Source organism: Janthinobacterium sp. RA13, assembly GCF_000745325.1.
In the GTDB taxonomy this organism is placed as follows: Bacteria; Pseudomonadota; Gammaproteobacteria; order Burkholderiales; family Burkholderiaceae_D; genus Janthinobacterium; species Janthinobacterium rivuli.
This window is the reverse complement of record NZ_JQNP01000001.1, coordinates 241,991-265,200: the sequence shown is the minus strand read 5'-3', so window position 1 is coordinate 265,200 and position 23,210 is coordinate 241,991. Positions and strand designations below refer to the sequence as shown.

The window sequence follows — 23,210 nt, the reverse complement described above, 5'->3', positions numbered from 1 at the left end:
CATGGACTGCTCAAGCAGGCCAATCCAAGCACATCCAGCAGACCACTTGAGCAATCACCGCAGTGCGCGGGCCAGGCGGACGATGCCGCTGTCGATCTCGTGCGGCGTGAGCGCCGCAAAGCCCAGCAGCCAGCCACCGCGCGCCGGCGGCGTCGCGTACAAGCGGCTCAGGCCGGGCAGCACGATGCCCGCCTGCGCCGCCAGGCGTAGCGTGTCCAGCTCCTCCCTGCCCTCGTGCAGCAGACAGGGCATCTGCAAGCCGCCCGGCGGCAGCTGCGCCGTGACCACGTGCGGCAAGTGCCGCTGCACGGCCTGCGCCATCGCATCGCGGCGCACGGCGTAGACCTTGCGCATGGCGCGCACGTGGGCCGCGAAATGGCCATCGGCGATGAAACGGGCCAGTGTCAATTGATCGAGTTGCGGCGTGTGGCCATCGAGAATGCTGCGCGCGTACGTCATCGGTTTGACCAGCGCCGGCGGCAGCACCATGTAGCCGATGCGCAGCCCCGGATACAGCGACTTGGCGAAGGTGCCCAGGTAAATCGTGCGCTGCAGCGTGTCCAGCCCCTGCACGCACGCCGTCGGCAAGCCCGCATAGTGGAACTGGCTGTCGTAATCGTCCTCGATGATCCAGCCCTGGCGCTCGGCCGCCCAGGCAGTCAGGGCCAGGCGGCGCTCGAGCGCCAGGGTGGCGCCCGTCGGGTATTGATGCGACGGCGTGACGTACACCGTGTTGGCCCCGCTGCGGTCCGCCCGCAGGTGGTCGATGGACAAGCCATCCGCATCGACGGGCACGGGCACGACGCGCAGCTGCGCCATCTCGAACGCCTTGCGCGCGCCGAAATAGCCGGGGTCTTCCATCAGGATGGGGCCATGCGCATCGGCCAGCACTTGCGCGCACAGGTACAGGGCCTGGCGCGTGCTGCTCAGCACCAGCACCTGGCTGGCCGTGGCCCGCGCGCCCCGCTCCAGATTCACATAATCGGCGATGGCCTGGCGCAAAGGCTCGGCCCCTTGCGGGTCGCCGTGCAGCAGTATGCCGGAACGGTGTTCGCCGGCTGCCTGGCGCCGCAAGCGCTCCCACACATCGAGCGGAAAGGCCCGCGTTTCCGGCAAACCCGTGGCGAAAGCTTTGACGGTCTGCTGGTCGGCCACGCCGCCGCTGGCGAGAATCTGCGCGCCGCGCGCGCTGAGGGCCACCGGCTGCGCCGGCATGGACAGCGGTGCCACCGCCGGCTTGCCCAGCAAGCTCGCGCCTATCGTCGGCGACACAAAACTGCCCGATCCCGATTGCCGCCGCAGATAGCCATCGAGGCGCAGCTGCGCGTACGCCATTTCCACCGTGTCGCGCGATACGCCCAGCGACTGCGCCAGCGCGCGCGTGGCCGGCAGGCGCAGGCCCGGCACCAGCACGCCATCGAGTATCAGCTGGCGCAGCGCGCGCTGCACCCGCACGCGCAAATCGAGCGCCGCCAGTTCGGGCGCGGCGATGCGCATTTTCAGGGTATCGAGTTCGAACTGCGGCGTCATATGGCCTTGGCGCGGGCGGCGGCAACGGCATCCACGGCCGCCATGCTGCTGGCCAGCGAAAAACCGTGCTGCTGCAGCACGGCCACCAGCTGTTCGCCGGCGCAACCCAAACGCAGGTTTTCCGCCACCCAGTCCAGCCACTCGCGGCTGATGTCCGGCATGGCTTCCTCTTCCAGCGCAAGACCCAGTATGCATGTGGCCAGCAAGCCGTTGATGCGCTTCGTGTCGATCAGGTGCTGCACCACGGCGTGGCCCGACTGGGGAAACGGATGCAGGGTAGAGCGGCCGAAGGCGGCCAGGCGCTGCGCGTGCATGGCGTCGAGGTTGACCGATTCGCTGGCGCTGCCTCCCCCGTTGGCAGCGTCAGGCCGCGTACCGAACACCAGGTGCAGCTGCGTGGCGTCCGTCGCCCTGGCGCGGCACAGGGCCGCCAGGTCGTAGTAGCCGGAGGCCGGCGGGTCTTGCGCCAGCGACTCCATCACGGGCAGCCAGCGCAGCTCATGGTACAAGCGCGCCTGCTGCACGTCGAGGAAAGACAGCGGCCCGAAGGCGACGATCTGCTGCACGTCCAGCAGCAAGCCATACATCACGGCCGCATACGCGCCCATGGACTGGCCGACGGTCGTGACCTGGCTCGGCGCGATGCGGCGCACAAGCTCGCGCAGGGCTTGCGCCGTCTCGTCGACGTGGTTGCCCAGGCCCGCGATGCGGCGGTGGTACCAGGCATTGCCCGAATCGCGCACGAGGATTTTATTCAGATGCTGGCCGCTGGCCTGTTCCAGTTTTCTCAGGCGCCCGTAAAAATCGAAGGCGGGACGCGTAGTCCACGAAACGAAGCCGAAGGCGATCACCAGCGGCGCGCCGGGCACGATGCGGTCGACCAACACATCGTCGGCACTGGTGGCGACCAGTCGATTATCCAGCGCTTGCGCTTGCAGCATCGGCCCGGCTCCCCGATCAACGTTAAAACAATAGAAAGCATAAGTTTAATGCCAGGACTGGCAAAATGGAAACAATCACCGCTGCCGTGCGCTGAACGGCGCGAAAAACCTGCTAGTCTGCAGGCATTCCCCCTCACAGGAGCGTCCCATGCCGCATCGCCTGAAATACCTTGCTTTTGCCGCCGCCATCGCCATGGCCGGTGGTTGCGCCGCCACCAGCGACAGCGTCAAGCCGAACGCCAGCCTGACGAATACCTACTGGAAGCTCACGCAGCTCGATGGGACTCCCGTGGCGATGGCGCCGCAACAGGAGCGCGAAGTGCGCATTACCCTCACCGACGATGGCAAGGTCACCGGTTTCACTGGCTGCAACCGCGTCATGGGCGGCTATACCGTGGCCGGCACGACCCTGCGCTTCACCCAGCTGGCTGGCACGCGCATGGCCTGCCCGCCGCCGTTGATGCAGCTGGAAAGCGCCGTGCTGGCCAATTTGAACAGCGTGACGGGCTACCAGCTCGACGGCGAGAAGCTGATCCTGCTCAAGGATGGCGCGCCCGTGGCCAGGTTTGAATCGGTCTACCTGTGAAATAAAAATCGACTGCCGTTACAATGGCTTCCAGCCCATCATCTGGAAGGAAGCCATGTCCGCACTGCCCTCGCCGTCTTCATCCCCGACACCATCGGCCGCCGGCCGCTATCGCGCTTTTCTGTTCGACATGGACGGCACCGTCATCAATTCCATCGCCGCCGCCGAACGCATCTGGGGCACTTGGGCGCAGCGCCAGGGCCTCGATGTGGCGGCGTTCCTGCCTACCATTCACGGCGCGCGCTCGGTCGACACCATCGCCAAACTGCGCTTGCCCGGCGTCGACGCGCAGCGCGAGTCGCAGGGCATCACGGATGCGGAAATCATCGATGTGGAAGGGATTATTGAAATCGCGGGCGCGCTGCGCTTTTTGGAATCGCTGCCGCCCGCGCAATGGGCCATCGTCACCTCGGCGCCGAGGGCACTGGCCACTGCCCGCCTGAAGGCGGCCGGCATGCCGATACCGGCCATCATGGTGACGGCGGAAGACGTCAAGGCCGGCAAACCAAAACCCGATTGCTATCTCCTGGCCGCTGAAAAACTGGGCGTGGCGCCAGCCGACTGCCTGGTGTTCGAAGATGCGTCGGTCGGCATTGAGGCGGGCGAAGCGGCTGGCGCGAAAGTCATCGTCGTCACCGCCACGCACGCGCACCCGCTGGCCACGCGCCACCCTGCCATCGACAATTATGAAGCCATCGTGGCAAGCGTCGATGCCGACGGTTTCATCGTGCTGGCCGAGACGGCTGCAGCACCCGCGACAAGATAGCCTGCTCCAGCGCGGCGAAAGCCGCATGGCCGCGCTGTCGCGGGCGCGGCAAGTCCACCGGCACGTCCATGGTGATCTGGCCATCCTCGATCAGCAGCACCCGGTCGGCCAGGGCCACGGCTTCGGCCACGTCGTGCGTCACCAGCACGGCCGTGAAACCGCGCGCCAGCCATAGCGACTCGATCAGCTGCTGCATCTCGATGCGCGTCAGGGCGTCGAGCGCGCCCAGGGGTTCGTCGAGCAGCAGCAGTTGTGGTTCGTGCACGAGGGCGCGTGCCAGCGCCACGCGCTGCTTCTGCCCGCCCGACAGGGCCGACGGCCAGTCGTCCGCCCGTTCGGCCAGGCCCACCGTCCACAGCGAAGCGGCCGCCGCACCGACGGAGCGGGGTAGCCCCAGGGCCACGTTGTCGAGCACCGTCTTCCACGGCAGCAGACGCGATTCCTGGAACATAATGCGGATGTCGGGCGCGCCCACGCCGCTGCCGATGGCGATGCTACCGTCATCGACGCTTTCCAGCCCCGCGATCGAGCGCAGCAAGGTGCTCTTGCCGCAGCCGCTGCGTCCCACGACGGCGACGAACTCTCCCGCTTCCAGCTGCAGGTCGACGTTTTTCAGCACCGGACGTTCGCCATACGCCTTGCTCAATTGCGTCAGTTCCAAAGGCACGCCACGGCGCGCCAAAGGAGCCTGCGGGGCTACCCTGGCCTGCGGCGGCGCAGTGGCCGGGTCGTACTGCACGAAGTGCGACAAAAAATCCGTTTCGATCTGGATGGGGGCGAGCAGCATGGTAGTTTCTTTCCTCATTTCGTCACTATCGGTAAGCGGGATTCCAGCGCAGGCAGTGGCGCTCCAGCCGGCGCGAGAACAGATCGGCCAGTTTGCCCAGCAAGGCGTACAGCAAAATCCCCACCAGCACCACGTCCGTTTGCAGGAATTCGCGGGCATTCATGGTCATGTAGCCGATGCCGGCCTGCGCCGAGATGGTTTCTGCGACGATCAGCAGCACCCACACGAGGCCCAGCGAAAAGCGCACGCCGACCAGAATCGAGGGCATGGCGGCCGGCAGGATCACGTCGCGGTACAAGGGCCAGCCGGACAAGCCATAGCTTTTCGCCATTTCGATCAAGCCCTGGTCGGCCGAACGGATGCCGTGGAAGGTGTTCAGGTAGACGGGAAAGAAGACGCCGACGGCCAGCAGGAACAGCTTGGCCGTTTCATCGATGCCGAACCACAGGATCACCAGCGGAATCAAAGCCAGGGCCGGGATGTTGCGCACCATTTGCAGGGTCGTGTCGAGCAGGGTTTCCGCGTGGCGGAAGCTGCCCGTCAATAAGCCAAGCAGCAAGCCCAGTCCCGCGCCGATGGCGAAACCGACCGTCGCGCGCCACAAGCTTGTTTTCAGGTGCAGCCACAGTTCGCCCGACACGGCCAGGTGCCAGAAGGCTTTCGCCACGGCCCACGGCTCGGGCAGGATACGGCTCGACAGCCAGCCCCACTGCGCCGCCAGCTGCCATGCCAGCAGCAGCGCCACGGGCAAGGCCCACGGCGCCAGGGAATCACGCCACGGCGCGGCGCCTGCCCGTTGAATCGAGCCGGCCGCCATCTCAGGCCGCCTTTTTCTGTGGCGCGGCAGGCACGATATTGCTGGCCATGACTTCGCCGAAGGGGCCGCTCAAGGACTGCTCACCCACGGCCTTGCCCTTGCCCAGCAGCGGGAACACCAGTTCGGCAAAGCGGTACGATTCTTCCAGATGCGGGTAGCCCGAGAAAATGAAGGTGTCGATACCCAGGTCCGCATACTCCTGCATGCGCGCCACGACGGTCGGGCCGTCGCCGACGAGGGCCGTGCCCGCGCCGCCACGCACCAGGCCCACGCCGGCCCACAGATTCGGCGACACTTCGAGCTTGTCGCGCCGTCCGCCATGCAGGGCCGCCATGCGCTGCTGGCCCACGGAATCCATCTTGCCGAAGGCCGCCTGTGCCTTGGCGATGATGTCGTCGTCCAGATGGCTGATCAGTTCATCGGCCGCGCGCCAGGCCGCCTCGTTCGTTTCGCGCACGATCACGTGCAATCGGATGCCAAACCGCACTGTGCGGCCTTTTTTTGCCGCGCGCGCGCGGATGTCGGCGATTTTCTCGGCGACGGCGGCAGGCGGCTCGCCCCACGTCAGGTACACGTCCATCTGTTCGGCCGCCAGTTCATGCGCGGGCTCCGACGAGCCGCCGAAATACAGCGGTGGATACGGCTTCTGCACGGGCGGATACAGGGTTTTCGCGCCCTTTACCTGGATATGCTTGCCCTCGAAATCGTAGCCGGCCGCGCCGCCCTCGCCCGCCAAGGTGGCGCGCCACACCTTGATGAATTCATCGGAGATTTCATAGCGCTTGGCGTGGTCGGCAAACAGGCCATCCGCTTCCAATTCTCCCTGGTCGCCGCCCGTGACGACGTTGATCAAGAGGCGCCCGTTCGACAGGCGGTCGAACGTGGACGCCATGCGCACGGCCAGGCCCGGCGTGGACAGGCCGGGGCGGATGGCGACAAGGAACTTGAGCTTTTGCGTCACGCTGATCAGCGACGAGGCCACCACCCACGCGTCTTCGCAGGAGCGGCCCGTCGGCAGCAGCACGCCGTCGTAGCCGAGCGTGTCGGCCGCCACGGCCACCTGGCGCAGGTAATCGGCATCGACGGGACGCGCGCCTTGCGACGTGCCCAGATAGCGGCTGTCGCCGTGGGTAGGGATGAACCAGAATATATTCAATGACATGATGTTCTCTATCTCTCTTTGTTTATTTGGTGGCGACTTGCTTGACGGGCAGCAGCGCATCCTTGACAACGATCGGTTTCGGAATCAGCTTCAGGCTGGAAAACGCATCGGCCACCCTTTGCTGCGACGCGATGACGTCGACCGACACGGGTTTCACGCCATACGCATAGCGCGAGGCGGCCAGCGCCACGACATCCTTGCCCAGCCCCGTCTGTGCCGACAGGATCGTCGCCACTTCCTCCGGGTTGTTGCGGCCCCAGTCGTCGACCTTGGCCACTTCATCGAGCACGATGCGCAGGATCTCGGGATTTTTTTCCGCATACGTGCGCGAGGCCAGGTAAAACTGGTAGTTCGCCACCAGGCCCTTGCCATCGGCCAGCACGCGGGCACCCAGCTGCTTTTCGGCGGCCGCCAGGAACGGGTCCCAGATGGCCCACGCATCCACGCTGCCCCGCTCGAATGCGGCGCGCGCATCGGCCGGCGGCAGGAACACGGGCTGGATGTCGGCGTACGCGACGCCGGCCTTTTCCAGCGCTTTCAATAACAGGTAATGCACGTTCGAGCCTTTGTTTAGCGCGATTTTCTTGCCCTTCAAGTCGGCCAGGGTGCGCAGGCCAGAACCCTTGGGCACGACGATGGCTTCGCTGGCCGGTGACGCCGGCTCATTGCCGACATACACCAGATTGGCGCCGGCCGCCTGGGCGAAGATCGGCGGCGCCTCGCCCACGGTGCCGAAATCGATGCTGCCCACGTTCAAGCCTTCCAGCAGCACGGGGCCGGCCGGGAACTCCGTCCATTTCACGCCCACGCCCTGTTCGGCCAGGCGTTTTTCCAGCGTGCCGCGCCCCTTCAACAAGGTCAGGGTGCCGTATTTTTGATAGCCGATACGCACCTCTGCCTTGGCTTGCGCCTGCGCCGCCACCGGCATGCCGGCCGCCATCACGCCGGCGGCGGCAAACAGCAAGCCCAGAGTGGTACGGCGCGAGAGTCGTTGTGCGTGGCGGTGTGTCATGGCAGGTCCTTGGTCGGTGAATAATCAGGCGGCTTGATAGTGGGATGCGTAAGGCTGGTCTTGCAGCGAACGCACGGGGAGCGAAATATCAGCCGGCGCGGGCGGGCGCTGTCCGTGCAGCACGAACAGGCCGGTGGAGAGTTCCTCGATACCGGCCTGCACGCGGTCGGCAATCGGCGCATCCAGGCTCAGGCCCCGCTCCTCGTGCCACGCCAGCTGCTGCGCATTCGCATAGATGCTGGTGAACACTTGCTTGGCGCCCAGCGCATGCAGCACGGGACGCAACGCATAGTCGAGCGCCAGGGTGTGGGCATGACCGCCGCCCGTGGCCAGCGGCAGCACCAGCTTGCCGGCCAGGCCATCTTGCGGCAGCAAGTCGAGGAAGGCTTTCAGCAGCCCTGTATACGACGCCTTGTAGATGGGTGTGGCGATCACGATGGCGTCGGCATCGGCCACGGCGCGCACGGCGCGGGCAATCGCCGCGTCGTCGTAGTCGGCGAGCAGCAAGGCGCGCGCCGGCAGGTCGCGCACATGCAGCTTGGCGTAGCTGTGGCCCTGCAGCGCCAGTTGTTCGCCGATATGCAGCAGCAGGCGGCTGGAACTCGATGGGAGTTGCGGGCTACCGCCCAATAACAAGATGCTCATGTGATGCCCGTCCCTGTAGGTGATCGAAAGTGGCGTTGCTCGAATGCTTGCAGCCTATCGCCATCAGCCGCCCGGCAAAACGAATGCTTTCGCGCTTCGATATGCGTTTTTTGACTATCCGCGCCTGACGCCCCGCAAGCGAAGGCGCCGGTTCGCGCCTGGCTTTTTTCGCATATCCATGCGCGGTTTTCTTCGTGTACGGCGCGTGCCTGGCGGTGCAATATCGGCGTCATCGTCTTTCTGGAATGTCCCTCATGTCTAGCGTTTTTCTCCATGCCGCCCGTCCCCAGCCGCCTGTGCCGGAACCCCTGCAGGACGCCATCCGCATCGCAACAAAGCTGGCCGCGCGCCTGGCCGAAACGGCCAATGCCCGCGACCAGGCCGGCGGCCATGCGGCGCAGGAACGCGAATGGCTGCGCGAATCGGGCTTGCTGACCCTGTCGATCCCCGTGGAATTCGGCGGCCAGGGCGCGTCGTGGCCCCTCGTGTACCAGGTGATCCGCATCCTGGCGCGGGCCGACAGCGCGCTGGCGCATGTCTTCGGCTTCCACCATTTGCAACTGGCCGGCTTGCAGCTGTATGGCAGCGCCCAGCAGCAGCGCCGCCTGCTCACCCTGACCGTTGACGAGCGCCTGTTCTGGGGCAATGCCTTGAACCCGCTCGACAAACGGGTCACGGCCACCGACAGCGACGACGGCTATATCCTCGACGGCATCAAGAGCTTTTCTTCCGGTTCCGTGGGATCGGACTGGCTGACCGTCTCCGCCTGGCACGCGCCCACGCAAACGGCGCTGATCGCAGCCCTGCCCACGCGCCAGGATGGCATCACCGTGCAGGCGGACTGGGACGCCTTCGGCCAGCGCCAGACGGACAGCGGCAATGTGCATTTCCAGGCCGTGGCCCTGCCGCGGGAGCTGGTGCTGCAGGCGCCCGCGCAAGCGGCCACGCCGCAAGCGACCGTGCGCTCGCAGATCGCGCAACTGATCATGAGCAACCTCTATCTGGGCATCGCCGAAGGCGCGTTCGAGGCGGCGCGCCAGTACACGGACGAACAGGCAAAAGCCTGGTTTGCCTCGGGCGTGGACAAGGCAACGGACGACCCATTGGTGCAGCACCGCTACGGCCAGCTGTGGCTCTTGCTGCGCCCCGCGCAAGTGCTGGCCGACTCTGCAGCGCAGGAACTGGAAAAGGTGTTCCGCAAGGGGGCGCTGGTGACGGCGCGCGAACGGGGCTTGCTGGCCGTGTCCGTGGCCGAAGCCAAGTGCCTGGCGCACAAGGCAGGACTCGAGATCAGCAGCCAGATGTTCGAACTGACGGGCGCCCGTTCCACCTCGGCCCAGTATGGATACGACCGCTACTGGCGCAACGTGCGCGTGCATACCCTGCACGACCCCATCGACTACAAGCTGCGCGACCTGGGACGCTTTGCCTTGACCGGCACGGTGCCCGAGCCGACGGCGTACTCGTAAAACCACGGCCTGGGCGAATCGATACATTCACGCCGCAGGCTATTTAGCGGACTTCCGGGGTCAGACCCGGCGGGTCTGACCCCAGTTCTTCACTAAGCAGGAGTTAACATGACCATCGCCCGCCGCAGCATCCTTCTCACCGCCCTGACCCTCGCCCTGGCGAGCAGCTTCGTCCACGCCAAGGACCCGAAAGACATCACCATCGGCACCAGCGCGGGGCCGTACGCGGACCAGATCAAGCTGGGCATCAAGCCTATCCTGGAAAAGCAGGGCTACAAGGTCAGGCTGGTGGAATTCAATGACTACATCCAGCCGAACTTCGCGCTGGCCGAGGGTTCGCTGGACGCCAACGTCTTCCAGCACATCGTCTACCTGAAGAAATTCGCGCTGGAGCACAAGCTGGCCCTGACGGACCTGATCACGATACCCACGGCGCCGATTGCCATTTACAGCAAGAAGCACAAGACGCTGGACGACGTGAAGGAAGGCACGACGGTGGGCTTGCCGAACGATCCGACCAACCAGGCGCGCGCGCTGGTGCTGCTCGACCAGCTGGGATGGATCAAGCTGCGCGCCAGCTTCGACCCCGTGCGCGCGTCGGAAAAGGATATCGCCGTCAATACGAAGAAAATCAAGCTGCTGCCGCTGGAAGCGGCGCAGCTGCCACGTTCGCTGGGCGACACCGATTACTCCTTCATCAACGGCAATTACGCGCTGGCGTCGGGGCTGAAGCTGACGGAGGCGCTGGTGGCCGAGAAAATCTCGCCCAACTACATCAATCTGGTGGCCATCCGCACGGCGGACAAGGACAAGCAGTTCGCCAAGGATCTGGCGGCCGCCTACCGTTCGCGCGAATTCCTCGACATCACGAATAAACACTTTGCCGGCTATTCGAAACCCGACTACCAGCAAGCCTTGCAGACGGCGGCAAAATAAGCCATGGCAAAGACGATACGCTTCAACGCCTTCCAGATGAACACTGTGGGCCACCAGTCGCCGGGACTGTGGACGCATGCGCGCGACCGCAGCCACCGCTACACGGATCCCGCGCACTGGACGGAACTGGCGCAGCTGCTGGAAGCGGGCCTGTTCGACGCGGTGTTCCTGGCCGACGTGCTGGGCGTGTACGACGTGTACCGGGACAGTCTCGACGCGGCCCTGGAACACGGCGTGCAAGTGCCGCTGAACGACCCGCTGGCCCTCGTGCCCATCATGGCGCAAGCGACCACGCACCTGGGTTTCGGCGTCACCTGCGCCCTCACCTACGAACATCCGTACACGTTCGCGCGGCGCATCTCCACGCTCGACCACCTGACGGGTGGGCGCATCGGCTGGAATATCGTCACCGGCTATCTCGATAGCGCGGCGCGCAACCTGGGCTTGAGCCAGCAGCTGGGCCACGACGAGCGCTACGACCTGGCCGACGAATACCTCGACGTCGTCTACAAACTGTGGGAAAAAAGCTGGGACGACGACGCCGTCGTCAATGACAAGGCGCGCGGCATCTATGCCGATCCGGCCAGAGTCCATCCGATCAACCATGCTGGGCGCCACTACCAGGTGCCCGGCATCCATTTGTGCGAGCCGTCGCCCCAGCGCACGCCCCTGCTGTACCAGGCGGGCACCTCGCCGCGCGGCACGCGCTTCGCGGCGCGCCACGCGGAAGCCACCTTTGTCAGCGGCCCCAGCAAGACGGTGGTGAAACGCTATGCGGACGACTTGCGCGCCGCCGTGCGGCAAAGCGGGCGCGATGGCGACGCGCTGCTGATCTACGCGCAGGCGCTGGTCATCACGGGCGCCACGGAAGCGGAAGCGCGCGCCAAGCATGCCGACTACCTGCGCCATGTGAATATCGAGGCGGCCCTCGTGCTGCTGTCCGGCTGGACGGGCGTCGATTTCAGCCGCTACCCGCTCGACGCCACCATCGACTACATCGATTCCCCGGCCGGCCGCTCGGCGCTGGCCTCGTTCAGCCAGGCCGACCCGGACCGCACGTGGACGGTACGCGAAGCGGCCGAATACATCGGCCTGGGCGGGCGCGGCCCGGTACTGGTGGGCGATGCGCGCCAGGTGGCCGACCAGCTGGAAAGCTGGCTCGATGAAACGGGCATCGACGGTTTCAACCTCGCCTTCGCCGTGGCGCACGACAGCATGGCCGACGTGGTGACCCACATCGTGCCGGAACTGCAGCGGCGCGGCCGCTACCGCACCCATTACGAAGAAGGCAGCTTGCGCCACAAGGTCTTCGGCCAGGGCCCGCGCCTGCCCGCCAGCCATGCAGGCCGCCAGGTCAGCATCGCACCCGCCGACACCGCCCTGGCAGCAGCCTGACGCATCCAATTCCCCATTCAAGGACACCATGAAACGCAGAACCATCTTGCAACTGGCCGCCAGCGGCGCCATCAACGTCATACCCACCCTGGCCGAGTACATGCTAACGCTGAAGTGAAATCCCCGCAGCTAGCGTTTGGGGGCGCCGCGGAATAGATAAAGATCAAGCTCGCCATATGGCTTGCCAAATCCGGACACTTGATGAGATGACCGGCAGTTAGCTCCGACACGGGTCTCCTGTCGCTGGCCGGGTCGCACACGATCACTACACGAATACGCTGGAGAATTACTTCTGCCCGGGTAGCCAGGCAACTCGCCTACAGTTATCCGTCGTAGAGTAGAATTGGTTCGTCCTCTGACCAATACGACCAAATGGATATTCCTGCTCTACGCGACATACTTCGTCCTACAGTCGGCGATTTCAAAGATCTCTGTACAAATACGTTTATACCGGAGCGCTGCATTGAGTTAGGGCTGCCAGTTCCGGACGACGTGGGTAGTAAGCGAGACCGCTGGCACGCCGCTTTCGATGCTTTGGAAGATATAGATGTCCCCCGCTTCGCGCAAGGATTGGTCGACCGGCGGCACTTGAGTCCTCAAGTGCGTAATGACGTCCAAGACATCCTTTGGGACGATACACCAGTTGTTGTTATACCGAAACGGCACCGTCGCGACGTCGCGCGCGCACTGCAGTCACTTGTGCTCTTTCACCATTGGGAAAGCTTTGCTCAACTACTCAAAGATGTGTTTGTCATCTACGAGGCAGTAAGCTGGGCATCTTTAACTGGCGAGCCCACTGGAGTACTTGGAGAAATTTTTCGACATTTTGTCCGCAATGAAGAAGACGCCAACGTCGAATGGCTATTCGACTACCTGACGGTGTTTGATCTTTCTGACAATCGATTTAGTGTCTTTCTCAAAGGTCTCACCTCGGCAGACGTCCAGATAGACATTGAGCACCAGATGTCCATCGTAGCGGCGATGAATGTACCTCTTAAGGCATGTGGTGTAGAGATGCGTCACATAGACGAGCACGAAGGCTACCCGGTCTACAGCCTAGTAGCCCTGCATACAGCACACGCCCGACCGAAAAATCTTATCTTCGCATCCTCCATCAAACCAGACATTCGTTTCCGAGACGCGGTAAACAACGACATTGAAATTGCATCAAATGCAAACGACTGCCTCTTCTATGACAGACCAATAGGTGTGGAAGGCCTGCGCTGGAAAGACTTGCAGCAATGGTGGGCGGATACATCGATGGAAAAGGACCCGCAAGCTGCGAAAAAGACGTTGTACCAAAGGCTATTGTCTTGCTTGCCGAAATCTTCACCACCCCAGCGCTTGCTGTTCACATCGTTCTACAGCGCATTCGGGAAGGAGATTCCGGATTTGCCAGCGCTATTACCAGAGGTCTGGTTGCACTGGGATCCTAAGACTGTGGCACAGCGTGGTGTGCACGCACTACTCAACCATCGTATGGACTTCCTTCTTCTACTACCTGGCGGTGCTAGGGTCGTAATTGAAGTTGACGGGGTTCAACACTACGCCGATGATAACTGCCGAGCTGACACGCGCAGGTATGCTCGATTGGCGGCAGGAGACCGGGAACTCAAATTGGCAGGTTATGAGGTTTATCGATTTGGAGGGATTGAACTACAATCCCCTCAGTCATCAATTATGGTTGAACAGTTCTTCAAAGCATTATTTAGTCGTCATCACATCAGAATGAACTAAGTTATGACCATGTCAGCCTGCCACGCGCCCATTACGACGTGGCCGCACGCCGGCGGCGCAAGCCCATTTAAAAGAAACCATCCTCGGCGAACTGCACGCCGCGCACGCGATCTGACACCAGGCGCCATTTGCGTCCAGTCCCGTTCCATGTCAGCATACGCCACCTTGGCAACACGGATAAGGAACGCAATGCCCCCCACTCTTACACGCGCGCTGGCACTGGTGCTGCTGGCAGGCCATGCTTCCCTGGCATGGGCGCAGGCGCCAGTCACGGCGCCGACGCCGGGCTGCGACGTCTGCGCCACCTGGAACGCGGACCAGACACCGTTCCGCATCGTCGGCAATACCTATTATGTGGGCGTGAAAGGCCTCAGTTCCGTGCTGGTGACGTCGCCGCAGGGCCACGTGCTGATCGACGGTGGCTTGCCGGAATCGGCGCCCAAGATCGTCGACAATATCGCCACCCTGGGTTTTCGCATCGAGGACGTCAAGCTGATACTCAATTCGCATGGCCATATCGACCATGCGGGCGGCCTGGCCGAACTGCAGCGTCGCAGCAATGCGCTGGTGGCGGCCAGCCCATCGGCCGCACTGGATCTGGCGTCGGGCGAAGTGGGCCCGGACGACCCGCAATACCACGCGCTGCCCAAGTACCCGCCCGTCAAGGACATGCGCCTGGCGCGCGACGGCGGCCAGTTCAACGTCGGCCCCGTCAACCTGACGGCGCATGCCACGCCGGGCCACACGCCCGGAGGCCTGAGCTGGACGTGGCAATCGTGCGACGGCCCCCGCTGCCTGAACATGGTCTACGCGGACAGCCTCAACGCCGTCTCGCGTCCCGGCTTCAAGTTCAGCGCCAGCAGCGAGTATCCGAACGCGGTGGCGGACTTGCGCCACAGCTTCGAGACCCTGGAAAAACTGCCGTGCGACGTACTGATCTCGGCTCACCCGGAGGCGTCGCAATTATGGGAGCGTCTGGAGGCCAGCGCCACGGCCGGCAGCGAGGCGTTCATCGACCCGCAAGCTTGCCGCGCCTACGTGGCGGCGGCGCGCACCGTGCTCGAGTCCCGGCTGGAACAGGAGCGGTAGGCTTGTCAACCGTGCACGCTGGCGTGGCGCCAATCTGCTACGCTGGCGCCATTCATTTAAAGAAGGATTGCCATGTTCAAACTCGCCAGACTGATTCCCCTCGCCGCCATCGTCGCCATCACCGCCGGCTGCGCGCAAACGCCCGTGCGCAGCGACGCTGCCGCCGCCGCGCCAGGCGCCACCTCGCCCGCCAAGCCGGCGCCGAAGCTGACGGGCACGCAGTGGAAGCTGAAGGAATTGAAGGGCAAGCAAGTGGTGCGCAAGGCGCCCGAGCAGCGCGAAGTGACCCTGCAGCTGGCCGAAGGCCGCGCCAGCGGCAACAGCGGCTGCAATCAGATGATGGGCGGCTACACCAGCGATGGCGTCAGCACCTTGAACTTTGGACAGATGGCCGGCACCATGATGATGTGCCAGCCGCAGGACATGGACCTCGAGCGCCTGCTCTTGAGCACCCTGGGCGAAGTCAATGGCTACCGCTACGCCGACCAGGAATTGCTGCTGCTGAAGGATGGCGTGCCCGTGGCGCGCTATGAAGTGCTGACGGTGAAGTAAACCCAACCGCAAATACCGGGGTCGTACCCTCAGGGTACGACCCCGGGTTCTGCGCTGGGGTTCGTTTTCCCTTCCATTCTTCTCAGTCGTTGCGCATCTGCGCTTGGGATACATTACTCTCAGGCGGCACGCTCTGCGTCAGCCACACATTCCCCCCGATAGTCGATCCCGCGCCGATGGTGATGCGCCCCAGCACGGTTGCGCCTGCGTAGATGACCACGTCGTCCTCGACGATGGGGTGGCGCGGCGTGCCCTTGATCAGCGCACCGCTTGCGTCAGCCGGGAAGCGCTTCGCGCCCAATGTCACGGCCTGATACAGGCGCACCCGCTGGCCGATGATGGCCGTCTCGCCGATCACCACGCCCGTGCCGTGGTCGATGAAGAAGGAGGCGCCGATGTGCGCACCCGGATGGATGTCGATGCCCGTCAGAGTATGCGCGATGTCGGCGATCAGGCGCGCCAGGAACGGTGCACCCAGCGCATGCAGGCGGTGTGCCAGGCGGTGGTACAGGATGGCGATGGTGCCCGGGTAGCACAGCATGATTTCGGCCACCGAGGTGGCGGCCGGGTCGCCCGCATACGCGGCCTGCACGTCCGACACCAGCAGGGCGCGGATGTCGGGCAGGCTGGCGGCAAATGCACGGGTGATGTCGCGCGCCTGCTGCGCCAAGGCCGCATCGTCACTGGCGCCATCCTGCTCCTCGCCGGCAGGCACGGAGAACAGCAGGCCGCGCCGCACCTGTTCGCTGAGGCGGTTCAGGGTGGTGTTGAGGGTGTCGCCGACAAAATAATCGATGCTTTCGTCCGTCAGGTTGGGCCGCCCGTAATGCGTGGGGAACAGGGCCGCCGACAAGCCGTTGACGATGGTGGTGAGCGCTTCGCGCGACGGCAATTCACGCACCCTGCCGTTATGGCGGATCTTGTGCTTGTCTTCGCGCGAGCTGCGCAAGGCCTGGATCACGGGCCCCAGGTTCCACTGGGCCGTGTCGTCGGCGGGCGCCGCGGGGTAAATGCTGTGCATGGCGTATCACTTCCAGAAAACGGCAAACAGGCCGGGTCGCCCCAGCTTAAAGGCGGCACATGACAAAGCAAACGAAGAATTCCAAGCATCCATATGCAAAAAACGTATATGCCTGGCTAAGAGAGGTGGCCGGCAACCCGATTGCTTCCACTAGCGTAAAATGACGGGCTAACAAAAACACTGTTCAACATGACTAAATTATTAACATGGATTTTGGCGGGCCTGGCGATGGTCGGACCGCTTGCAATTGACACCTATCTGCCGTCTTTCCCCGCCATCGTGCAAGATTTCAATGCCAGCCCCCTGCTGGTGCAGCAGACCCTGAGCTTTTTCCTGTTCACGTTCGCCTTCATGATGCTGTTTTACGGCACCCTGTCCGACTCGTTCGGCCGCCGTCCCGTGATTCTCGTCTCGCTGGTGCTGTATGTGATCGCCTCCGTGGGCGCCGCGCTGGCGCCGTCGCTGGGCTGGCTGCTGGCCTGGCGCGTGCTGCAGGGATTGTCGGCGGGCGCCGGCTCCGTGATCGGCCGCGCCATCGTGCAAGACCGTTATTCGGGCGCCGCCGCGCAAAAAATCCTCTCGCACATCATGATGGTGTTCGCGCTGGCGCCGGCCATCGCGCCCGTGCTGGGCGGCTGGCTGCAGGTGGGCCTGGGCTGGCGCTGGATATTCTGGTTCCTGTCGGCCTTCGGCGTGCTGATGTTCGTCGTCGTCTGGCGCGCGCTGCCGGAGAGCTTGCCAAAGGAGCAGCGCCACGCCTTCCACCTGGGCGACATCGCCGTCAATTACTGGAAAGTGCTGTGCCACCGCCAGTTCCTGTTGCTGTCGACGGCCATCGGCGCCGCCTTTGGCGGCTTCGCCCTGTACATCGGTTCGGCCGCCTACTTCATCATCAACATCCTGCACCTGCCGGAAACGGCATTTGCCTGGCTGTTCATTCCCCTGATCAGCGGCATGGTGTTCGGTTCGGCCCTGTCGGCGAAAATCGCCCACCGCTACAGCCAGCGCCAGATGATCTGGGCCGGCTTCATCCTGATGCTGGTGGCGGCCGCCGCCAACATCGGCTACAACTATGTCTTTGCCGCCGAAGTGCCATGGGCCGTGCTGCCGCTGTTCTTCTATTCGTTCGCCCTGTCGATCGCCATGCCGCCGATGACTTTGATGGCCCTGAACCACTTTCCCAACAACAGCGGCCTGGCGTCGTCGATGCAGTCATTCATCCAGATGCTGCTGTTCGCGCTCGTCTCGGGCCTGGTGGCGCCACTGCTGTTCGACAGCGCTTTGAATCTGGCGTATGGCGTGATGGCGGGGCTGCTGGTAAGTTTGGTTTGCTGGGTGTTTGCGCAGGGTAAAAGCGACGCGTAGGTCGGATTAGCGCGCAAGCGCGTAATCCGACAACATTGTTGGCGGGTGACGTCGGATTACGGTCAAGGTTACGGCCAAGGCGCTGGCGTCACATCCAAGTACTGCGCCCCGCCCTGCTCCGGTTCCGCTTCATTTTGCTGCGCTGGCTGGTTCAACGACCCAGCCGGCGAACGCAAGCTCAATATCTCCTTGCGCGATTCGACGAAGTCGGCGGAACTGAGCGGGTGTTGCTGGTCTGGCCAATGGCTGACGGCCCATTCCTGCAACGCTTCAAAGCGCCGCCACAGTTCGGCGATGAATTCGCGGCGCGCTTCTTCGTGCTGCTCCAACGTCTTGTCGGCGCCTTCCCCGGTAGGTACTTGCATGGCTGCTCCCTGGCTGATCAATCGTCCTGCCAGCCTACGCAGCAGCAAACCATACGTCTGTTCGCGAACGAACACAGGACTTATTCAGGCATCTTGCGAAAGCCCACGGCCAGGCGGTTCCAGGTGTTGATGGAGCCGATGGCCAGGGTGACGTTGACCATTTCCGCCGGCGTCAATTGTTCCGCCAGCGCCGCATACACGTCATCCGGTGCCTGGCTTTGCGGCAGCAGGGTCAGCGCTTCCGTCCAGGCCAGCACGGCCCGCTCGCGCGGCGTGAAGAACGGCGTTTCGCGCCAGACGGAGACGGCATACAGGCGGCGCTCCGTTTCGCCGGCCTTGCGCGCGTCGCTCGTGTGCATGTCCACGCAAAAGGCGCAGCCATTGATTTGCGAGGCGCGCAGGCGGATCAGTTCGAGCAGCGAGTGTTCCACGCCCAGCCTGGCGATCGCCGCTTCCAGCGCGTACATGGCCTTGACGGCGTCCGGCGAAGCTTGTGTGAAGTCGAGTCGTTGCTGTGTCATGATGGCATTCCTTGATAAAGTAGAGATGCATCATTGTAAAAGCGCAAGCAGTAAGCGCGGCAGGCCAATCCCCCCGAAAACCGGCAGACCACCAGCAGACACACCATGGAATTACATATCCTGATCGACGGCACGCGCGACCTGGGCGGCCAGCTGTACCGCCAGCTCAGCGAGGCCATCCGCTCGGGCCGGCTGACGGACGGCCAGCAATTGCCGCCATCGCGCCTGCTGGCCAGCCAGCTGGGCCTGTCGCGCAAGACGGTATCCGACGTGTATGACAGGCTCGGCTATGAAAAGCTGCTGGTCGGCAAAGTGGGCGTGGGCAGCTTCGTGCAGACGCCGCACGCCTCGCCGCAGCGCCGCCACGCCAGCACGCCGCTGGCCAGCGCGCAGCGCATCGCCCGCTGGGAAGCGACGCCCACGCCCCTGCGCCGCGCCAGCCAGGAAGAGCCCGCTCGCTACGCCTTCATCGGCGGGCGCGCCACGCCCGCGCACTTCCCGCAGGATGAATGGCGCGCCTGCATGCTGCACGCGCTGCGCCAGGGTGGCCAGGCGCGCGGCCGCTATGGCCCTGTCGCCGGCTTGCCGGCCCTGCGCACAGCGATTGCCGGCCATGCCGCCTTCAGCCGCGGCATCCATTGCACCGAGGAACAAGTGCTCGTCACCAGCGGCGCGCAGCAAGCCTTGCACCTGCTGGCGCTGACCCTGCTGGAAGCGGGCGACACGGTTGCCGTGGAAGAACCTGGCTACCCGGTGGCGCGCGCCGTGTTCGCCAGCCAGGGCGCCCGCGTGGTGGGCGTCGAAGTGGATGAGGATGGCCTCATCGTCGGGCAAATCCCGGACGGCACGCGGCTGATCTATGTCACGCCCGCGCATCAATTTCCGCTGGGCATGCCGATGAGCATGGCGCGCCGCCATGCCTTGCTGGAGCGGGCGCATCAGCTGGGCGCCATCATCATCGAGGACGATTACGACAGCGCCTTCCGCTACGAAGGCCGGCCCGAGGATTCCCTGCAAAGCATGGACCGCTACGGCATCGTCGCCCATGTGGGCAGTTTTTCGAAAATCATGCTGCCAGAATTGCGGCTCGGCTATGCGGTGCTGCCGCAAGCCATCGTGGCCGCCGTGGAAACGGTGAAATACCTGAGCGATTGCCATACGGCCAGCCTGGGCCAGCATGCGCTGGCCAAGTTCATCGGCGATGGCCATTTGCTGCGCCACATACGCCGCTGCCACGATATTTATGCGGGGCGGCGCGAGCGGCTGCTGCACTGGTTCAACGGTCCGCTGGCGCCGTGGTTCCGCCTGGTGCCGGCCAGCGCCGGCTTCCACGTGGCGGCTCTGGCGCAGGCGCCGCTCGATATCGCCGAATTGCTGCGCCGCGCACGCCAGGCCGACGTCAGCCTGTATGCGCTATCGGGCTTTTATCACGGCACCGCCCGCCATGCCGGCCTGTTCCTCGGCTATGGCGCCATCGACAAGCTCGATATCGACACGGCGCTGGCACTCGTGCTGGTGATCCTGCAGGAAATAGCGCCGCTCCCCGTCAACGTGGCTGCCAGCCGGGTTGCCAACGATAGTGCCCCGTGATCGGATAGCTGAACAGAATATTTTCCTCGCGCGCGCCCTCGCCGATGTTGTGGATGATGAGCGGCACGCCGCCCCACGATTGCTTGTCGCTGACGATGCCGATGTGCGTGAGGTTGCGCGGCAGGCGCCAGGTGACGATGTCGCCCGCGCGGTAAGCGTTCGCTTCCTTGCTTGGCGGCAGGCTGGTGCCATGGCGGGCAAAGTAGGTGCCCAGGTTCGGCACGCGGCGGTGGTCGATATTGCGGTCCGGCCCCTTCATTTGCCAGCGCCCCTGCTGCTGGTACACCTGCCACGCCTTGCGCATGTCTTCGTGCACCAGCACCTGCAAATCCTGCCCCAGCTGGCGGTAGGCGCGCACGACCACATCCGTGCACACGCCCCGCTCGAGCGGCACGTCGCCGCCCGGATAGGCGAGCCGTTCGTAGCGCGGGTCGTACTGCACGGTCACCCCCACCTGCTTGCGGGCGGCGGCGACGAGGGCTTGCGGGGTGGCAGGGATTGCCGACGCCAGCATGGGCGCCAGGGCAAGCATCAGGGTGGAAAGCAGTTTGGTCGGCATCAACGTCAGTGTTCGGATGGAAATGCCAACTTTACCTCAGTGGCAAGGAAAACGCCGTACGCCAAGCAACCCCCAATAAATTATTGTGATTTCTGACTTCCATAACCGGCGCTCTGCGGCGTTGCCCGCTGCTAGCAGTGCTCGCACTGCGTCGCAGCGGGCGCCTTGCATAGCATCCGGTTCTGTTCGTCATAATTTCACAATAATTTCCTGAGGATTACTTACGGCGGCCAGCTGCGCCAGGTGGGCGGGGAAATCCACGGCCGGGCCAGCCGCATTGATGGTGTCGAAATAATCATGCCAACCCGTGGCGGCGATGCCGGCCAGCAAGGCGTCCAGTGCGGCCTCGTCCGGGAAGCGCCAGACGGCATAGAATTGCTGGGCAGCCGCATGCAGCTTGCCGCCATCGATGGCGCCCATGGCCAGCGCTTCGGCGCCCATGCCGGACAAGGCCGCCATGCCGGCGCCCACCGTGTCGAAATACGCCTGGCGCGCGGCGCCGTCGAGGGCCAGCCAGGCCGGTTTCGGGCTATACAGTTCTAACAGGTAATGCATGCTTTCTCCTTGGGTAATCAATCGTCAGGCCAGCGAGCGCTGGGCACGCTTGCAGATGCGCTGGGTAGCGGCATTGTCACTTTCCAGCAGCCATTGCGCGCACAGGCTGCGCACCCAGTCCGGCTGGCTCTTGGCCGCATCGTTGAGCCAGTTGGCCACGGAATCCTGCACATAGACGGCTGGATCGGCGCGCAAGGCTTGCAGCATGGGCAAGGCCAGCTGCGGCTGCTCTTTTAAGCGGGCAATATGCGCGCACCAGACGCCGCGCGGGCGCAGCGCTTCGCAGGCGAAACGGCGCACTCTTTCCGACGGGTCCGCCGTCCACGGCGCCAGCAAGGCAATCGCCTCGTCAAGCTGCGCCGCCAGATGGGGCCGCAGCGCCAGCCAGGCCCATTCGCGCACGCCGAAGTGGCCATCGTCGGCCAGCGGCCGCATGGCGGCCAGCCGCTGCGGCAAGGTCCAGCCAGTCTGGGCGGCGATGGCAAAGCAGACCCAGCCGCGTACCGTGTCGGAGGCGTGCGCTTGCAGCAGCGCCAGGTCGGTGTTGGCTTCGAGCAGCAATTGCGCCGCCAGCGCCATGCGTCTGGTGATGCCGGCTGCGGCCTGCGCGCGCAGTTGCTCCAGGCGGGCGGCGCCGACAGCGGGCACGGCCGCGGCCAGCAGCTGGGCGAAATCGATGGCCAGCCCTTCCGTCAGGGTGGCGCTGGGCACGCTGCCCCCGTTCAGCAGGGCCAGGCGCGCGGGAGCGATGTCGGCGACGCCACGGCTCATGCGGCACCTCGATCCGTCTTGCGCCAGGCTTTTTCCAGCAGCGCGCTCAACAACTGCATCTCCTCGGCCGTGAAATCGGCAAACAGGCTGGCGATCCATTGCGCGTGTTCATCGACCAGGGTCGCGGCGGCCATGTCTCCCTTGGGACTCAGGCGCACCAGCAGCTTGCGCCGGTCGACCTGATCCGCATGGCGCGCCAGGAAACCGTCGCGTTCAAGCCCGTCGAGCAAGCCCGTGATGGTGCCGCGCGTCACGCCAGCCCGTTCGGCCAGTTCGTGCGGCGACAGTCCGCCCGGCACGTCGCGCAGCAGGGACAACAAGACAAATTTCCCTTCCGACAAGCCATGCCGGCCCAGGCGTGAGGCGCAATCGCCATCGATGGCGGACGCCAGGCCCAGCACTTCAAAGCACAGGCGCAATTGTGTGATGGAGCGCGTCATGTCGAGACCACTGGCGCGGCGCTGCACATCACCGAGCAGGGCCGTGTATTTCTGTTCGAGTTTTATCATATGGCGCAATATAATATTGCGCCATACAAAATGTCAAATGGAAAACCGCGATGGTTTTCCTGTCGCCTCACAAGCGGGCTTTATCCCTTGCCCAGGCGATGATGGCATTCGTATCGATGGCGCCCGGCTGGCGCGCCACTTCCACGCCCTTGCGGAACAGGGCCAGCGTGGGAATGCTGCGAATATTGAAACGGCTGCCCAGGTCCGGCGACGCTTCCGTATTCACCTTGACGACGCGAAACGCCGGCTCCAGGGTCTTGGCGGCTTGCACATAGAATGGCGCCATGCTGCGGCACGGGCCGCACCACGGCGCCCAGAAGTCGACCAGCACGGGAATGTCGCTGCGCTCGATATGCTTGAGGAAGCGGGCGCTGGCCAGATCCACGGGCTGTCCCGTAAACAAATCCTTCTGGCACTTGCCGCAAGTGGGCTGCTCAATCAGGCGGGCGGCCGGCAGGCGGTTGACGGCGTCGCAATGGGGGCACACGATGTGCAGGGAGTCTGGCGTGGTCGAGGTCATGGCATTCCTG

25 protein-coding genes are annotated in these 23,210 nt (G+C 64.2%); 10 read left to right on the top strand and 15 right to left on the bottom strand.

What is annotated here, in order from left to right; translation table 11 throughout:
* Window positions 1–54 precede the first annotated feature (54 nt).
* Complete coding sequence (gene pdxR / locus FG13_RS01165; protein ID WP_035817647.1) at window positions 55–1,530, bottom strand: MocR-like pyridoxine biosynthesis transcription factor PdxR; 1,476 nt, start codon at window positions 1,528–1,530, stop codon at window positions 55–57.
* The gene (locus FG13_RS01160) at window positions 1,527–2,471 is read right to left on the bottom strand and encodes a hypothetical protein (protein WP_051958321.1); all 945 of its coding nucleotides are present in this window, start codon (window positions 2,469–2,471) and stop codon (window positions 1,527–1,529) included. The genes pdxR (FG13_RS01165) and FG13_RS01160 overlap by 4 nt, the downstream gene beginning before the upstream one ends.
* Window positions 2,472–2,619: 148 nt before the next feature.
* Here FG13_RS01160 and FG13_RS01155 point away from each other — a divergent pair, with 148 nt between their 5' ends.
* On the top strand, window positions 2,620–3,057 hold the full coding sequence (locus FG13_RS01155; protein ID WP_035817644.1) for an META domain-containing protein: 438 nt from the start codon (window positions 2,620–2,622) through the stop codon (window positions 3,055–3,057).
* A 55-nt stretch (window positions 3,058–3,112) separates the two neighbouring features.
* Window positions 3,113–3,823: an HAD-IA family hydrolase gene (locus tag FG13_RS01150; protein ID WP_035817642.1), complete on the top strand. Its 711-nt coding sequence runs from the start codon at window positions 3,113–3,115 to the stop codon at window positions 3,821–3,823.
* Here the strand turns inward: FG13_RS01150 and FG13_RS01145 are convergent.
* The 5 genes from FG13_RS01145 to ssuE are packed head-to-tail and all read right to left on the bottom strand — an operon-like array spanning window position 3,780 to window position 8,246.
* Entirely contained in the window at window positions 3,780–4,610 is an 831-nt protein-coding gene (locus FG13_RS01145) for an ATP-binding cassette domain-containing protein (RefSeq protein ID WP_035817640.1), read from the bottom strand. The two genes, FG13_RS01150 and FG13_RS01145, sit on opposite strands and share 44 nt — an antisense overlap.
* A gap of 25 nt (window positions 4,611–4,635) precedes the next feature.
* Entirely contained in the window at window positions 4,636–5,427 is a 792-nt protein-coding gene (gene ssuC / locus FG13_RS01140; RefSeq protein ID WP_035817638.1) for an aliphatic sulfonate ABC transporter permease SsuC, read from the bottom strand.
* A gap of 1 nt (window position 5,428) precedes the next feature.
* Complete coding sequence (ssuD, locus tag FG13_RS01135) at window positions 5,429–6,589, bottom strand: FMNH2-dependent alkanesulfonate monooxygenase (protein WP_035817636.1); 1,161 nt, start codon at window positions 6,587–6,589, stop codon at window positions 5,429–5,431.
* A 22-nt stretch (window positions 6,590–6,611) separates the two neighbouring features.
* Window positions 6,612–7,601, bottom strand: a complete 990-nt coding sequence (locus tag FG13_RS01130; RefSeq protein ID WP_035817635.1) for a sulfonate ABC transporter substrate-binding protein — start codon at window positions 7,599–7,601, stop codon at window positions 6,612–6,614.
* Between the two features lie 24 nt (window positions 7,602–7,625).
* Window positions 7,626–8,246 carry an NADPH-dependent FMN reductase gene (gene ssuE / locus FG13_RS01125; protein ID WP_035817634.1) on the bottom strand — a complete coding sequence of 207 codons (621 nt, stop codon included), beginning with the start codon at window positions 8,244–8,246 and terminating at the stop codon, window positions 7,626–7,628.
* Window positions 8,247–8,500: 254 nt separating this feature from the next.
* On the opposite strand from ssuE, the gene FG13_RS01120 reads away from it, so the two are divergent.
* The 6 genes from FG13_RS01120 (at window position 8,501) to FG13_RS28645 (ending at window position 15,424) form a co-directional block, all read left to right on the top strand.
* Entirely contained in the window at window positions 8,501–9,715 is a 1,215-nt protein-coding gene (locus tag FG13_RS01120) for an acyl-CoA dehydrogenase family protein (RefSeq protein ID WP_035817632.1), read from the top strand.
* 108 nt (window positions 9,716–9,823) lie between these two features.
* Window positions 9,824–10,651 carry a MetQ/NlpA family ABC transporter substrate-binding protein gene (locus tag FG13_RS01115; RefSeq protein ID WP_035817630.1) on the top strand — a complete coding sequence of 276 codons (828 nt, stop codon included), beginning with the start codon at window positions 9,824–9,826 and terminating at the stop codon, window positions 10,649–10,651.
* A 3-nt stretch (window positions 10,652–10,654) separates the two neighbouring features.
* Window positions 10,655–12,046, top strand: coding sequence for an LLM class flavin-dependent oxidoreductase (locus FG13_RS01110; protein ID WP_035817627.1), 1,392 nt, complete (start codon window positions 10,655–10,657; stop codon window positions 12,044–12,046).
* A gap of 372 nt (window positions 12,047–12,418) precedes the next feature.
* The gene (locus FG13_RS01105; protein WP_035817625.1) at window positions 12,419–13,783 is read left to right on the top strand and encodes a hypothetical protein; all 1,365 of its coding nucleotides are present in this window, start codon (window positions 12,419–12,421) and stop codon (window positions 13,781–13,783) included.
* A gap of 189 nt (window positions 13,784–13,972) precedes the next feature.
* Window positions 13,973–14,872, top strand: coding sequence for a subclass B3 metallo-beta-lactamase (bla, locus tag FG13_RS01100; protein ID WP_035817623.1), 900 nt, complete (start codon window positions 13,973–13,975; stop codon window positions 14,870–14,872).
* 72 nt (window positions 14,873–14,944) lie between these two features.
* Window positions 14,945–15,424, top strand: coding sequence for an META domain-containing protein (locus tag FG13_RS28645; protein ID WP_051958319.1), 480 nt, complete (start codon window positions 14,945–14,947; stop codon window positions 15,422–15,424).
* Window positions 15,425–15,506: 82 nt separating this feature from the next.
* Here the strand turns inward: FG13_RS28645 and epsC are convergent, their stop codons facing one another.
* The gene (gene epsC / locus FG13_RS01090) at window positions 15,507–16,445 is read right to left on the bottom strand and encodes a serine O-acetyltransferase EpsC (protein ID WP_051958317.1); all 939 of its coding nucleotides are present in this window, start codon (window positions 16,443–16,445) and stop codon (window positions 15,507–15,509) included.
* 189 nt (window positions 16,446–16,634) lie between these two features.
* On the opposite strand from epsC, the gene FG13_RS01085 reads away from it, so the two are divergent.
* Entirely contained in the window at window positions 16,635–17,810 is a 1,176-nt protein-coding gene (locus FG13_RS01085) for a multidrug effflux MFS transporter (RefSeq protein ID WP_035817620.1), read from the top strand.
* 68 nt (window positions 17,811–17,878) lie between these two features.
* On the opposite strand, the gene FG13_RS01080 is transcribed toward FG13_RS01085, so the two are convergent.
* Both FG13_RS01080 and FG13_RS01075 read right to left on the bottom strand, forming a co-directional pair.
* Window positions 17,879–18,175 (bottom strand): hypothetical protein, encoded by a 297-nt coding sequence (locus tag FG13_RS01080; RefSeq protein WP_051959531.1) that lies wholly within the window; start codon window positions 18,173–18,175, stop codon window positions 17,879–17,881.
* Between the two features lie 80 nt (window positions 18,176–18,255).
* A complete protein-coding gene (locus FG13_RS01075) occupies window positions 18,256–18,696 on the bottom strand; it encodes a carboxymuconolactone decarboxylase family protein (protein WP_035817618.1) in 441 nt (146 codons plus the stop codon).
* A 105-nt stretch (window positions 18,697–18,801) separates the two neighbouring features.
* Here FG13_RS01075 and pdxR (FG13_RS01070) point away from each other — a divergent pair, with 105 nt between their 5' ends.
* On the top strand, window positions 18,802–20,286 hold the full coding sequence (gene pdxR, locus FG13_RS01070; protein WP_051958315.1) for a MocR-like pyridoxine biosynthesis transcription factor PdxR: 1,485 nt from the start codon (window positions 18,802–18,804) through the stop codon (window positions 20,284–20,286).
* On the opposite strand, the gene FG13_RS01065 is transcribed toward pdxR (FG13_RS01070), so the two are convergent.
* The 5 genes from FG13_RS01065 to trxC form a co-directional block, all read right to left on the bottom strand.
* Complete coding sequence (locus FG13_RS01065) at window positions 20,243–20,845, bottom strand: DUF1287 domain-containing protein (protein WP_035817617.1); 603 nt, start codon at window positions 20,843–20,845, stop codon at window positions 20,243–20,245. The two genes, pdxR (FG13_RS01070) and FG13_RS01065, sit on opposite strands and share 44 nt — an antisense overlap.
* 189 nt (window positions 20,846–21,034) lie before the next feature.
* Window positions 21,035–21,400, bottom strand: a complete 366-nt coding sequence (locus FG13_RS01060; RefSeq protein ID WP_035817614.1) for a DUF6616 family protein — start codon at window positions 21,398–21,400, stop codon at window positions 21,035–21,037.
* Window positions 21,401–21,424: 24 nt separating this feature from the next.
* Window positions 21,425–22,171: a HEAT repeat domain-containing protein gene (locus FG13_RS01055; protein WP_035817611.1), complete on the bottom strand. Its 747-nt coding sequence runs from the start codon at window positions 22,169–22,171 to the stop codon at window positions 21,425–21,427.
* Window positions 22,168–22,677 carry a MarR family transcriptional regulator gene (locus FG13_RS01050; RefSeq protein ID WP_200880328.1) on the bottom strand — a complete coding sequence of 170 codons (510 nt, stop codon included), beginning with the start codon at window positions 22,675–22,677 and terminating at the stop codon, window positions 22,168–22,170. The genes FG13_RS01055 and FG13_RS01050 overlap by 4 nt, the downstream gene beginning before the upstream one ends.
* Window positions 22,678–22,747: 70 nt before the next feature.
* Complete coding sequence (gene trxC / locus FG13_RS01045) at window positions 22,748–23,200, bottom strand: thioredoxin TrxC (RefSeq protein WP_035817605.1); 453 nt, start codon at window positions 23,198–23,200, stop codon at window positions 22,748–22,750.
* Between the last annotated feature and the right edge of the window lie 10 nt (window positions 23,201–23,210).

What these genes read in the sequence shown, in the direction of transcription:
- pdxR (WP_035817647.1), bottom strand. Translation starts at nt 1,530, where the DNA reads ATGACGCCGCAGTTCGAACTCGATACCCTGAAAATGCGCATCGCCGCG.
- FG13_RS01160 (WP_051958321.1), bottom strand. Translation starts at nt 2,471, where the DNA reads ATGCTGCAAGCGCAAGCGCTGGATAATCGACTGGTCGCCACCAGTGCC.
- FG13_RS01155 (WP_035817644.1), top strand. Translation starts at nt 2,620, where the DNA reads ATGCCGCATCGCCTGAAATACCTTGCTTTTGCCGCCGCCATCGCCATG.
- FG13_RS01150 (WP_035817642.1), top strand. Translation starts at nt 3,113, where the DNA reads ATGTCCGCACTGCCCTCGCCGTCTTCATCCCCGACACCATCGGCCGCC.
- FG13_RS01145 (WP_035817640.1), bottom strand. Translation starts at nt 4,610, where the DNA reads ATGCTGCTCGCCCCCATCCAGATCGAAACGGATTTTTTGTCGCACTTC.
- ssuC (WP_035817638.1), bottom strand. Translation starts at nt 5,427, where the DNA reads ATGGCGGCCGGCTCGATTCAACGGGCAGGCGCCGCGCCGTGGCGTGAT.
- ssuD (WP_035817636.1), bottom strand. Translation starts at nt 6,589, where the DNA reads ATGTCATTGAATATATTCTGGTTCATCCCTACCCACGGCGACAGCCGC.
- FG13_RS01130 (WP_035817635.1), bottom strand. Translation starts at nt 7,601, where the DNA reads ATGACACACCGCCACGCACAACGACTCTCGCGCCGTACCACTCTGGGC.
- ssuE (WP_035817634.1), bottom strand. Translation starts at nt 8,246, where the DNA reads ATGAGCATCTTGTTATTGGGCGGTAGCCCGCAACTCCCATCGAGTTCC.
- FG13_RS01120 (WP_035817632.1), top strand. Translation starts at nt 8,501, where the DNA reads ATGTCTAGCGTTTTTCTCCATGCCGCCCGTCCCCAGCCGCCTGTGCCG.
- FG13_RS01115 (WP_035817630.1), top strand. Translation starts at nt 9,824, where the DNA reads ATGACCATCGCCCGCCGCAGCATCCTTCTCACCGCCCTGACCCTCGCC.
- FG13_RS01110 (WP_035817627.1), top strand. Translation starts at nt 10,655, where the DNA reads ATGGCAAAGACGATACGCTTCAACGCCTTCCAGATGAACACTGTGGGC.
- FG13_RS01105 (WP_035817625.1), top strand. Translation starts at nt 12,419, where the DNA reads ATGGATATTCCTGCTCTACGCGACATACTTCGTCCTACAGTCGGCGAT.
- bla (WP_035817623.1), top strand. Translation starts at nt 13,973, where the DNA reads ATGCCCCCCACTCTTACACGCGCGCTGGCACTGGTGCTGCTGGCAGGC.
- FG13_RS28645 (WP_051958319.1), top strand. Translation starts at nt 14,945, where the DNA reads ATGTTCAAACTCGCCAGACTGATTCCCCTCGCCGCCATCGTCGCCATC.
- epsC (WP_051958317.1), bottom strand. Translation starts at nt 16,445, where the DNA reads ATGCACAGCATTTACCCCGCGGCGCCCGCCGACGACACGGCCCAGTGG.
- FG13_RS01085 (WP_035817620.1), top strand. Translation starts at nt 16,635, where the DNA reads ATGACTAAATTATTAACATGGATTTTGGCGGGCCTGGCGATGGTCGGA.
- FG13_RS01080 (WP_051959531.1), bottom strand. Translation starts at nt 18,175, where the DNA reads ATGCAAGTACCTACCGGGGAAGGCGCCGACAAGACGTTGGAGCAGCAC.
- FG13_RS01075 (WP_035817618.1), bottom strand. Translation starts at nt 18,696, where the DNA reads ATGACACAGCAACGACTCGACTTCACACAAGCTTCGCCGGACGCCGTC.
- pdxR (WP_051958315.1), top strand. Translation starts at nt 18,802, where the DNA reads ATGGAATTACATATCCTGATCGACGGCACGCGCGACCTGGGCGGCCAG.
- FG13_RS01065 (WP_035817617.1), bottom strand. Translation starts at nt 20,845, where the DNA reads ATGCCGACCAAACTGCTTTCCACCCTGATGCTTGCCCTGGCGCCCATG.
- FG13_RS01060 (WP_035817614.1), bottom strand. Translation starts at nt 21,400, where the DNA reads ATGCATTACCTGTTAGAACTGTATAGCCCGAAACCGGCCTGGCTGGCC.
- FG13_RS01055 (WP_035817611.1), bottom strand. Translation starts at nt 22,171, where the DNA reads ATGAGCCGTGGCGTCGCCGACATCGCTCCCGCGCGCCTGGCCCTGCTG.
- trxC (WP_035817605.1), bottom strand. Translation starts at nt 23,200, where the DNA reads ATGACCTCGACCACGCCAGACTCCCTGCACATCGTGTGCCCCCATTGC.